The organism is Streptomyces sp. 4N124 (assembly GCF_052245395.1).
In the GTDB taxonomy this organism is placed as follows: Bacteria; Actinomycetota; Actinomycetes; order Streptomycetales; family Streptomycetaceae; genus Streptomyces.
Genome location: NZ_JBQQBS010000089.1, coordinates 17,999 through 27,524, shown reverse-complemented (window position 1 = coordinate 27,524; position 9,526 = coordinate 17,999). Strand labels below are relative to the sequence as shown.

Genomic DNA, 9,526 nt, shown 5'->3' with positions numbered 1-9,526 from the left:
GGCATGTCCGGCTGCGGATAGCCGTAGCCGGGCATGCCGCCGCCCCCCCACCCCACCGCGCCGAACGGCGGCGGGCGGAAGTCCAACACGACACTAGCCGTGCTCGTGGCGTCCGCCGTGGTGATCGCGCTGATCGTCGGCGGCGTGTGGTACTCGCAGTCCGGTGACGAGGGCGGCAAGGACGACACCGCCAGCTCCAGCGGCGGCACCGGCGGCGGGGACGACGACGGCACGGGAGGCGGCGGCAGCGTCCCCGCCGGCTCGGAGAAGGTGCCCGCCGACGCCTCCTCCCAGGTCCTCTTCCAGGTCCCGTCACCCAAGGTCGAGGACGACACCACCGTCGTCGTGTCCGGCTCGTGGCTGACCGACAAGGCGTACGTCAAGAGCGGCGTCGCCGAGATCGTCGGCTACGACCGCGACAAGGGCACCGAGCTGTGGAAGATCCCGTTGCCGGGCCCGGTCTGCCAGGCCAGCAAGCACGCCACCGAGGACCATCTGACGGCCATCGCCTTCGAACCCGCGATGCCGACCAAGGCGAAGCCCTCGAACGGCTGCACCCAGATCGCGGCGCTCGACCTAGACGCCGGCAAAAAGCTGTGGACGAAGACCGCCGAGGTCGGCGGCCAGCCGATCCGGTTCGACAACATCACCGTCAGCGGTGGCACGGTGGCCGCCGGCGGCAGCAGCGGCGGCGCCGCGTTCGACCTCGAGTCCGGCAAGCCGCTGTGGATCCCGAAGGCCAACGAGGACTGCCGCGACGCCGGGTACGCCGGCGGTGAGAAGCTGGTCGCGGTCCGCAGGTGCGGCTCGTACGACAGTCCCCAGCTGCACATCCAGACCATCGACCCGAAGTCCGGGAAGGTGAACTCCGAGTACAAGCTGGCCGAGGGCGTCGAGTACGCCAGCGTCCTGTCCACCGAGCCGCTCGTCGTGGCCGCCGAGGTGGGCGAATCCCAGGACGCCATCGGCATCACGGACGTCTTCTCGATCGACAACGCCACCGGCAAGCTGCGCATCCGCATCTCCGTGCCGGGCGACCAGTTCGAGGCCCGCTGCTCCGGCGTCACCAGGATCGAGTCCTGCACGGGCATCGTGGTGGGCAACGACCGGCTCTATGTGGAGACCCAGGAGCACGACGGCGGCGGCGAGTACGGCCGTACCAACGAGATCGTCGCCTTCGACCTGGCCACCGGCAAGCAGACGGGGCAGCGCGCGGACGCGGGCGACCGGTACACGATCACGCCGCTGCGTATGGACGGCGGCAACATCATCGCGTACAAGCGTCCGCCGTACGACAAGGGCGGGCAGATCGTCAGCATCGACGGTGGCACCTTCAAGGAGACGAAGCTGCTGGAGAACCCGTCCGTGAAGACGGTGCGGGATGTGGAGACCCGTATGTCTCCGCAGTACTCCGAGTTGCTCTATTCACAGGGGCATCTGTACATGTCGTCCGTGTACGCGAGTGAACTCGGCAATACGGCCGACAAGAGGTACCTGGTGATCGCGTTCGGCACGAACGGCTGAACCACTCGCCCGCGTTGACGGCTCCGTCCCTGTTCAGGGGCGGGGCCGTGCGCGTACCGCCCATCACCCTCGAATGAGCGGAAAGCGAGAAATTCCGTCGATCCGGGGCACTTCTCATCGGTAGGGGGAGCGCAACGTCGAACAAGCGTGTAGCTTCCGGGGGCATGAAGAGCGGGGGAGCCGGGAGGGGGCTTCTGGCCGCGCGGACCAGTGGGCATGCATAGTGGGGCATCCATTGGGGGGACTGGGGGGTTGCTCGATGGGAGTGCGGCTCATGGTGGTCGACGACCACCGATTGCTGGCCGAGGCACTGGCCTCGGCGTTGAAGCTGCGGGGGCACCGGGTGCTGGCCGCCGCGGCGCCTGCCGCGGGGGCGGCGGAGCTGGTGATCACGCGGGCGCCGGAGGTGTGCCTGCTGGGGACGGCGACGCCTGCGGAACCGGGCATATTCGACCCGGTGCTGAAGATCAAACGGGAGCGCCCGCAGGTCGCGGTGCTGGTCCTGGGGCCTGTGCCGTCACCGCGCGGCATAGCCGCCGCGTTCGCCGCGGGCGCCTCGGGCTATGTACGGCATGACGAGCGCATCGAAGGCGTGGAGCGAGCGATCATGAAGGCCAGGGCGGGTGAGGCGGCCGTGGCGCCGCAGCTCCTGCAAGGCGCCTTCAGCGAACTCCTCAACCCGGCGGTCCAGCCGGACGACGAGGGCCAGCGCCTGTTGCAGATGCTGACGCCCAGGGAGGTCGAGGTCCTGGTCAGGGTCGCCGACGGCGAGGACACCCGGCTGATAGCGGCGGGCATGGGCATCGCCCCGTCGACCGCCCGCACGCATGTGCAGCGGGTGCTGATGAAGCTGGGGGTGGGGTCGAGGCTGGAGGCGGCGGCCTTGGCGGCCCGGACCGGGCTGCTGGACCGGGCGGGCCCGGTACCGCACTCGGCTCCGGAGACGGGAATGGAGTAGACCGGAAACGGGGCCGGAGTCCGTCACGGACTCCGGCCCCGGTCTCACCGGCGAGGTCACTCGGCCGACTCGTCCGGCAGGACGTCCGGCGGCGGCGGAGCCGTCGGCCGCAGCCACAGCCAGGCCAGGAAGAACAGCCCCAGCGCCAGCATGCCCAGCCCGGTCCAGAGGTTGATGTTGACGCCCTCGGCCTTGTCCAGGTCGGCGTCGGACGGGGAGATGCCCGCGATCGTGACGATCACGCCGTAGATCACGAACAGGCCGCCGATGATGCGGCGCAGGTCGAAGATGCGGGCCGCGGTCGCGGACTTGGCCTGCAACTCGCTGACTTCCCGCACGACGTCCTTCTCGGAGTATTCGGAGTGTCCGGAGTGCTCAGACATGGTTTCTCAAACTCCCTGTCAGGGTCCGTCAGAACGAGAACGGGATGTAGCAGGCGGCGGCCAGGACGATCGCACCCCAGCCCAGCAGGGCCGGCTTGCGGTACCAGGCGTCGTCGCCGACGGCAGGCGCCTCGGACATGCCGGGCGAGACGGTGCCGTAGACCAGGCCCTGGAGCTCCTCGGCCGGCTTCGGCTGGGTGAACAGCGACACGGCGACCATGACGACCGCGCCGGCCACGAAGCCCACGATCGCGGAGACGAAGTTGGCGCCCTGGTCGGAGGGGATGTCGATGATCCCCTCCTTGTAGATCCAGAAGTAGTTCACCATCGCGGCCACGGTGCCGGCGAGCAGTCCCCAGAAGCCGGACGCCGCGGAGGCGCGCTTCCAGAACATGCCGACGATGAAGACGACGAACATCGGCACGTTGAAGAAGGAGAACAGCGTCTGCAGGTAGCTCATGATGTTCGAGAACGACGACGCCAGGAACGCCGTGCCGACCGAGGCGCACACGCCGATCACCGTGATCAGGCGGCCGAAGCCGACGTAGTACTCGTCCTCCCGCCCCTTGACCACGTACCGGGCCCAGATGTCGTTGGTGAACACCGTGTTGAAGGACGACACGTTGGCCGCCATGCCCGCCATGAACGCCGCGAGCAGACCGGTCACCGCGATGCCGAGGACACCGTTGGGCAGCAACTGCTCCATCAGATAGGGGATGGCGTCGTTGTACTGGTAGCCCGAGTCGGGGGTTCCGAAGCCGGGGATCAGGGCCGCTACCGTCAGCCCCGGGATCATCACCAGGAACACGATGAAGATCTTCGGGAAGGCGGCGATGAGCGGGGTGCGCTGGGCCGCCGACAGGTTCTTGGCCGACAGCGCTCGCTGGACCTCCGCGAAGTTGGTCGTCCAGTAACCGAAGGACAGCACGAAGCCCAGGCCGAGCACGATCGTCAGCCAGTTCGCGCCCAGCGGGTTGTCGCTGCCGATGCCGGTGCCGCCCCACGCGGTGGTGAAGTCGGCGCCGTGGGTCTTGGTGAGGGCATCGGTCAGGCCGTCCCAGCCGCCGACCTTCTTCAGGCCCAGCACGACGATCGGGATGAGGGCCGCGAGGATCACGAAGAACTGGAGGACCTCGTTGTAGATCGCGGAGGAGAGGCCGCCGAGGGTGATGTACGCCAGCACGAAGGCGCCGGCGACCACGATCGCCACCCACTGCGGCCAGCCGAGCAGTGCCTCGACGACGATCGCCAGGGCGTAGAGGTTGACACCGGCGATCAGAACGGCGGCAAAGGCGAACAGAGCCGAACTGAGCAGATGTGCCCACTTGTCGAAGCGCAGCAACAGCATCTCGGGAACCGAGCGCACTTTGCTCCCGTAGTAGAACGGCATCATCACCAGGCCGAGGAAGACCATGGCCGGGATGGCGCCGATCCAGTACCAGTGCACGGTGTACGCGCCGTACTGCGCGCTGTTGGCCGCCATGCCGAGGATCTCGGTGGCGGCCAGGTTCGCCGAGATGAAGGCGAGACCGGTGATCCAGGCCGGCAACGACCGGCCCGAGAGGAAGAAGTCGAGGCTCGTCTTGACCGAGCGGCGGGCGGCGAAGCCGATGCCGAGGACGACGACGAAGTAGATGCCGAGGATCGTGTAGTCGAGCCAGTTGGTGGGGAGTCGTAGCTCGGCGGCCAGATATGTGGGGGTTTGCATAAGCACTCGCTTCGTTGCGCGAACTGATCCAGAGCGGAACCTACGCCTCTGTGTTCAGTAATTGAACACTTCGTATGGTGCTCTTTGTTTGATTGTGATGTTGACTGCCCTGGTGAGTTGTGTTTCGATATGTTTACTTATGTTGGTTGGTTGAGTGGCCCTGATATGGAGTCCGCAGTGAAGAAGACCTCGACCCGGCTGGCCGACGGTCGCGAGCTGGTCTACTACGACCTGCGCGACGACACGGTCCGGGACGCCGTGGACCGCCGTCCGCTGGAGCGGACCGTCACCACGTCCGAGATCCGGCAGGACCCCCTGCTCGGCGACTCCGTCGCGATCGCCTCGCACCGCCAGGGCCGCACCTACCACCCGCCGGCCAACGAGTGCCCCCTGTGCCCCTCCGAGGGCGAGCGGCTGAGCGAGATCCCGGACTCGTCGTACGACGTCGTGGTCTTCGAGAACCGCTTCCCCTCGCTCGCCGGCGACTCCGGGCGCTGCGAGGTCGTCTGCTTCACCTCCGACCACAACGCGTCCTTCGCCGAACTGACCGAGGAACAGGCGGGACTGGTGCTCGACGCCTGGACCGACCGGACCTCGGAGCTGTCTCATCTGCCCTCCGTCGACCAGGTGTTCTGCTTCGAGAACCGGGGCGCCGAGATCGGTGTGACGCTGGGCCACCCGCACGGCCAGATCTACGCCTACCCCTTCACCACGCCGCGCACCGCGCTCATGCTTCGTTCTCTCGCAACTCATAAGGAAGCGACCGGAGGTGAGAACCTCTTCGACGCCGTTCTGGAGCGTGAACTCGCCGGTGAGCGGGTCGTCCTGGAGGGTGCACACTGGGTCGCCTTCGTGCCGTACGCCGCGCACTGGCCGTACGAGGTCCACCTGTACCCCAAGCGCCGCGTGCCCGACCTGCTCGGGCTCGACGAGGCGGCGCGCACAGAATTCCCCCAACTCTATCTGGAACTCTTGAGGCGCTTCGACCGGATCTTCGGCGAGGGGGAGCCTCCGACGCCGTACATCGCGGCCTGGCATCAGGCCCCGTTCGGCGCGCTGGACGAGTTCGACGGTGTGAGCAGGGACGATTTCGCCCTTCACCTCGAGCTTTTCACCATCCGCCGCACGTCCGGCAAGCTGAAGTTCCTCGCGGGTTCCGAGTCCGGCATGAACGTGTTCATCAACGACGTGCCGCCGGAGCGCGCGGCCGAGCGACTGCGAGAGGTAGCGAGTTCATGAGCGGTAAGTACCTGGTGACCGGTGGCGCGGGCTACGTCGGCAGCGTGGTCGCCCAGCATCTACTGGAGGCGGGCCACGAGGTCGTCGTCCTCGACAACCTCACCACCGGCTTCCCCGAGGGCGTCCCCACCGGCGCCACCTTCATCGAGGGCGACATCCGCGACGCCGCCAAGTGGCTGGACGCCTCCTTCGACGCCGTCCTGCACTTCGCCGCGTTCTCGCAGGTCGGCGAGTCGGTCGTCAAGCCCGAGAAGTACTGGGACAACAACGTCGGCGGCACGATGGCGCTGCTGGGCGCGATGCGCGAGGCCGGCGTCCGCAAGCTCGTCTTCTCCTCCACGGCGGCCACGTACGGCGAGCCGGTCAGCTCTCCGATCACCGAGACCGACCCGACGGCGCCCACTTCGCCGTACGGCGCCTCGAAGCTCGCCGTCGACCACATGATCACCGGCGAGGCGGCGGCGCACGGCCTGGCCGCGGTCTCCCTGCGCTACTTCAACGTGGCCGGCGCATACGGCGCGTACGGCGAGCGGCACGACCCCGAGTCGCACCTCATCCCGCTGGTCCTCCAGGTCGCGCAGGGCAAGCGCGACGCGATCTCCGTCTTCGGCGACGACTACCCGACGCCGGACGGCACCTGCGTCCGCGACTACATCCACGTCGCCGACCTGGCCGAGGCCCATCTGCTGGCCGTCGAGGCCGCGCGGCCCGGCGAGCACCTGATCTGCAACCTCGGTAACGGCAACGGCTTCTCCGTCCGCGAGGTCATCGAGACCGTCCGCCAGGTCACCGGGCATCCGATCCCCGAGGTCACGGCCCCGCGCCGCGGCGGCGACCCGGCGGTACTGGTCGCCTCCGCCTCCACCGCCCGCGAACGGCTCGGCTGGAACCCGTCCCGAGCGGACCTCGCCGGGATCGTCGCGGACGCGTGGGAATTCGCGCAGTCGCGCGGCAAGTGACTGCGTACGCGCGGCAAGTGACGTCGTACGCGCGGCGAGTAAATTCAGGGCCGGTACAGACCGGTCGGTTCGAAAGGTCAGGGGTCAGGGGATGAGCGAGCCTGTCGTCGGTGGTGTCGCCGAGCGGTTCAAGGAGCTGTACGGGGCCGAGCCGGAGGGAGTGTGGGCGGCGCCGGGCCGGGTCAACCTGATCGGCGAGCACACCGACTACAACGACGGCTTCGTCATGCCGTTCGCGCTGCCGCACGTCACGGTCGTGGCGGTGTCCCGGCGCGAGGACGACGTCCTGCGCCTGCACTCGGAGGACGTCGAAGGCGGAGTCGTCGAACTGCGCGTCGACGAACTGAACCCGGGGTCGGACAAGAACTGGACGGCGTACCCGGCGGGCGTCGCCTGGGCCCTGCGCGACGCGGGCCACCCGGTCACCGGCGCCGACATCCACCTGACCTCGACCGTCCCGTCCGGCGCGGGCCTGTCCTCGTCGGCGGCGCTGGAGGTCGCGGTCGCCCTGGCCCTGAACGACCTGTACGAACTCGGCCTCAAGGGCTGGCAGTTGGCCCGTCTGTGCCAGCGCGCAGAGAACGTCTACGTCGGCGCCCCCGTCGGCATCATGGACCAGACCGCGTCCGCCTGCTGTACCGCGGGCCACGCCCTGTTCCTCGACACCCGGGACCTCTCCCAGCAGCAGATCCCCTTCGATCTGGCCGCCGAGGGCATGCGCCTGCTCGTCGTCGACACCCAGGTCAAGCACGAGCACTCGACCGGCGAGTACGGCAAGCGCCGCGCCGGCTGCGAGAAGGGCGCCGCGCTGCTGGGCGTCGAAGCGCTGCGGGACGTACCGTACGACGGCCTGGACGCGGCGCTCGCGCGGCTCGGCGACGAGGAGGAGGTGCGTCGGCTGGTGCGGCACATCGTCACCGAGAACCACCGGGTGGAGCGGACGGTCGCCCTGCTGGAGGCCGGCGAGACCCGCGCGATCGGCCCGGTGCTCGTCGAGGGCCACGCCTCCCTGCGCGACGACTTCCGTATCTCCTGCCCCGAACTGGACCTGGTCGTCGACACGGCCCTCTCCGCCGGGGCGATCGGTGCCCGCATGACCGGCGGCGGCTTCGGCGGCTCGGCGATCGTGCTGGCCGAGACGGCCGACGTCGAGACCATCACCAAGGCGGTGCAGGAGGCCTTCGCGGCGGCCGGCTTCACGGCTCCGCGTGTCTTCGAGGCGGTGCCTTCGGCGGGGGCGCGGCGGCTCAGCTGAGCCGCTTGGTCAGCGTGTACTCCGTGATCCCCGGCGGATAGTCGGGGATCACGCACACCACGTCATAGCCCTGTTTCTTGTAGAACTCCGGCGCCTGGAAGTCCCAGGTCTCCAGGCGCGCGCCCCGACAGCCGCGCTCCGTGCGCGCGATGTGCTCCGCTTGCGCCAGCAGCCGGGAGCCCAGCCCCTTGCCCCGAAGGCGCTCGTCCACCCACAGATAGGTCACGTGCAGCCAGGTGGTCCAGGTGTGGCCGACGAGACCGCCCGCCAGGCGGTGGTGGTGGTCCAACACCCAGACATGGAGCGGAAGTTCCCGTTCACCAGGGGTTCCGCGCAGTCCGCGCAAGATCGGTGAGGCCGCCGTGTTGGCGGCGCGGAGGCGGGAACGAAGGAAGTCGCGCCGCTCCTTGTCGACTTCTGTCTCGATACGAAACATGCGGCTCACCATAAACGCGCTGGACAACCAGTTCTGCAAATTACCTTCCGCTGTAGGCCCCCGCCCGTACTCTGATGAAAGCACCGGTGGGGGCCGGTGCTGATCAGGGGGCGAGACAAGTCGGGTACGACGCCCGCAGTGGGGGTAGCAGTCTCTGCACGGCGGCGGCCGTGCGACTGCGACCACTCCTGGGCGTCGTACCCGCACAGGTCGTCGTTTTCCCGGACCAGTGGGGGTTTTCAGTGGTTCGTATCCGAGTCCTAGTCGTCGACGACCACCGCATCTTCGCCGAGTCGCTCGCCGCCGCACTGGCCGCCGAGCCGGACGTCGACGTGTCCGCGGCGGGCAGCGGCCCGGCCGCCATACGCAGTCTGGAGCGCGCTGTCGCCGAGGGGCGCCGCTTCGACGTGCTGCTCGTCGACGCCGATCTGGGCGGAAACATGCAGGGCGTGCGTCCCACACCCGTACAGGAAGGGAACGAGGACGGGCTCGTCGACGGGATCTCCCTGGTCGCCGGGGTCCGCACCACACAGCCGGGCGTACGGATCGTCGTCCTCGCCGAGAAGGACGACCCACGCCGGGCCGCGCTCGCCCTGCAGGCCGGGGCGTCGGGCTGGGTCGCCAAGGACTGTTCGCTGTCCCGGCTGCTCACGGTCATCCGGGGCGTCCTGCGCGACGAGACCCATCTGCCGCCCGCCCTGCTCACCGGCGTCCTGCGGGAACTGACGGCCGCACGCAAGCACCGCACCGAGAGCGAACGGCTGGTGGAGTCCCTCACCCCGCGCGAGCGGGAGGTACTGCGCTGCATGGTCGCGGGCCTGGGGCGCAAGGCGGTGGCCGAGCGCCTGTTCCTCTCCCCGCACACCGTCCGCACGCATATGCAGAACGTCCTCGGCAAGCTGGGCGTCCACTCGACGCTGGCCGCGGTGGCACTGGCGAGGCGGGCGGGGGTGGGCCCGGTGGACCTGGGGCCGGTAGGGAGGATCGGGGTGGAGGAAAGCAGCAGCGCCTGATAGGCGCCGGTGACGGGAGCGCCCCGAAGGGGCGCGGGGAACTGCGCGACC

9 protein-coding genes are annotated in these 9,526 nt (G+C 68.9%); 6 read left to right on the top strand and 3 right to left on the bottom strand.

Annotation, left to right across the window (positions count from 1 at the left end; genetic code table 11):
* Positions 1–33: 33 nt before the first annotated feature.
* Positions 34–1,524 (top strand): outer membrane protein assembly factor BamB family protein, encoded by a 1,491-nt coding sequence (locus ACTWQO_RS45355; RefSeq protein ID WP_443243250.1) that lies wholly within the window; start codon positions 34–36, stop codon positions 1,522–1,524.
* Positions 1,525–1,783: 259 nt separating this feature from the next.
* The gene (locus tag ACTWQO_RS45350; protein ID WP_443243249.1) at positions 1,784–2,482 is read left to right on the top strand and encodes a helix-turn-helix transcriptional regulator; all 699 of its coding nucleotides are present in this window, start codon (positions 1,784–1,786) and stop codon (positions 2,480–2,482) included.
* A 56-nt stretch (positions 2,483–2,538) separates the two neighbouring features.
* Here the strand turns inward: ACTWQO_RS45350 and ACTWQO_RS45345 are convergent, their stop codons facing one another.
* The gene (locus ACTWQO_RS45345; protein ID WP_443243248.1) at positions 2,539–2,865 is read right to left on the bottom strand and encodes a hypothetical protein; all 327 of its coding nucleotides are present in this window, start codon (positions 2,863–2,865) and stop codon (positions 2,539–2,541) included.
* 28 nt (positions 2,866–2,893) lie between these two features.
* Complete coding sequence (locus tag ACTWQO_RS45340; protein WP_443243247.1) at positions 2,894–4,573, bottom strand: sodium:solute symporter family protein; 1,680 nt, start codon at positions 4,571–4,573, stop codon at positions 2,894–2,896.
* 177 nt (positions 4,574–4,750) lie between these two features.
* On the opposite strand from ACTWQO_RS45340, the gene galT reads away from it, so the two are divergent.
* From galT to galK, 3 genes are all read left to right on the top strand, one after another.
* Complete coding sequence (gene galT, locus ACTWQO_RS45335) at positions 4,751–5,812, top strand: galactose-1-phosphate uridylyltransferase (protein WP_443243246.1); 1,062 nt, start codon at positions 4,751–4,753, stop codon at positions 5,810–5,812.
* Positions 5,809–6,771, top strand: a complete 963-nt coding sequence (gene galE / locus ACTWQO_RS45330; RefSeq protein ID WP_443243245.1) for a UDP-glucose 4-epimerase GalE — start codon at positions 5,809–5,811, stop codon at positions 6,769–6,771. The genes galT and galE overlap by 4 nt, the downstream gene beginning before the upstream one ends.
* Positions 6,772–6,862: 91 nt before the next feature.
* Complete coding sequence (galK, locus tag ACTWQO_RS45325; RefSeq protein ID WP_443243244.1) at positions 6,863–8,026, top strand: galactokinase; 1,164 nt, start codon at positions 6,863–6,865, stop codon at positions 8,024–8,026.
* On the opposite strand, the gene ACTWQO_RS45320 is transcribed toward galK, so the two are convergent.
* Positions 8,019–8,474, bottom strand: a complete 456-nt coding sequence (locus ACTWQO_RS45320) for a GNAT family N-acetyltransferase (protein WP_443243252.1) — start codon at positions 8,472–8,474, stop codon at positions 8,019–8,021. The genes galK and ACTWQO_RS45320 overlap by 8 nt on opposite strands.
* A 230-nt stretch (positions 8,475–8,704) precedes the next feature.
* Here ACTWQO_RS45320 and ACTWQO_RS45315 point away from each other — a divergent pair, with 230 nt between their 5' ends.
* The gene (locus ACTWQO_RS45315) at positions 8,705–9,475 is read left to right on the top strand and encodes a LuxR C-terminal-related transcriptional regulator (RefSeq protein ID WP_443243243.1); all 771 of its coding nucleotides are present in this window, start codon (positions 8,705–8,707) and stop codon (positions 9,473–9,475) included.
* Positions 9,476–9,526 lie beyond the last annotated feature (51 nt).